The organism is Salinicola sp. DM10, from assembly GCF_017306975.2.
GTDB lineage: Bacteria > Pseudomonadota > Gammaproteobacteria > Pseudomonadales > Halomonadaceae > Salinicola.
In genome coordinates this window covers 1-1,193 of record NZ_JAFLEN020000015.1, presented here as the reverse complement: position 1 = coordinate 1,193, position 1,193 = coordinate 1, and the positions used below count along the sequence as shown (strand labels likewise).

1 protein-coding gene is annotated in these 1,193 nt (G+C 62.4%); it reads left to right on the top strand.

Going from position 1 to position 1,193, the window contains the following annotated elements; genetic code table 11:
* Positions 1 to 1,193 (top strand): Ig-like domain-containing protein (locus J0A90_RS18390; RefSeq protein ID WP_233076936.1); only part of this gene is annotated, 1,193 nt, incomplete at both ends.

The window sequence follows — 1,193 nt, the reverse complement described above, 5'->3', positions numbered from 1 at the left end:
CTGGTCAACGGTGTTGGTAACAACAACGGTTCGCTGAGCTTCAATAGCGACGGCAGCTACACCTTCAACCCGGGTGCCGACTTCGACGGCCTGGCCGCGGGCGAGAGCCGCGACGTCACCTTCACTTATACCGCCACCGACAACGACGGTGAGGTGAGTACACCGCAAACGGTGACCATCACCGTGACTGGCACCAATGACCTGCCGGTGGCCAAGGCGGATACCCAGACCACGGGTGAGAACGCCACCCTGAGCGCTCAGGTGCCAGCGGCGACCGACGTCGACGGCACGGTCGAGAGCTATCAGCTCGCGACCGACGTCGGCCAGGGCAATGGCTCGCTAAGCTTTAACACCGACGGTTCCTACACCTTCAACCCGGGTACCGACTTCGACGGTCTGGCCGCTGGCCAGAGCCGTAACGTCACCTTCACCTATACCGCCACCGACAACGACGGTGGGGTGAGTGCGCCGCAGACGGTGACCATCACCGTCACCGGCACTAACGACGTGCCGGTGGCCAAGGCGGATACTCAGACCACCGGCGAGAACGCCACGCTGACTAGCCAAGTGCCGGCAGCGACTGACGTCGACGGCACCGTCGAGAGCTACCAACTGGTCAATGGTGTTGGTAACAACAACGGTGCGCTGAGCTTCAATAGCAACGGCAGCTACACCTTCAATCCGGGTACTGACTTCGACAGTCTGGCCGTGGGCGAGAGCCGTAACGTCACCTTCAGCTACACCGCCACCGACAACGACGGCGGGGTCAGTGCGCCGCAGACGGTGACCATCACCGTGACCGGCACCAACGACGTACCGGTGGCCAAGGCGGATACCCAGACCACTGGTGAAAACGCCACCCTGAACGCTCAGGTGCCGGCGGCGACCGATGTCGATGGCACGGTCGAGAGCTACCAGCTGGCGACCGACGTGGGCCAGGGCAATGGTTCGCTGAGCTTCAATAGCAACGGCAGCTACACCTTCAATCCGGGTACTGACTTCGACAGTCTGGCCGTGGGCGAGAGCCGTAACGTCACCTTCAGCTACACCGCCACCGACAACGACGGTGGGGTGAGTGCCCCGCAGACGGTGACCATCACCGTCACTGGCACCAATGATGATCCGGTGGCACGACCGGATACCAATGAAGTCACGCTCAAGCCGGGCTTGGTCTATTTCGCGAGCGGTGAAGG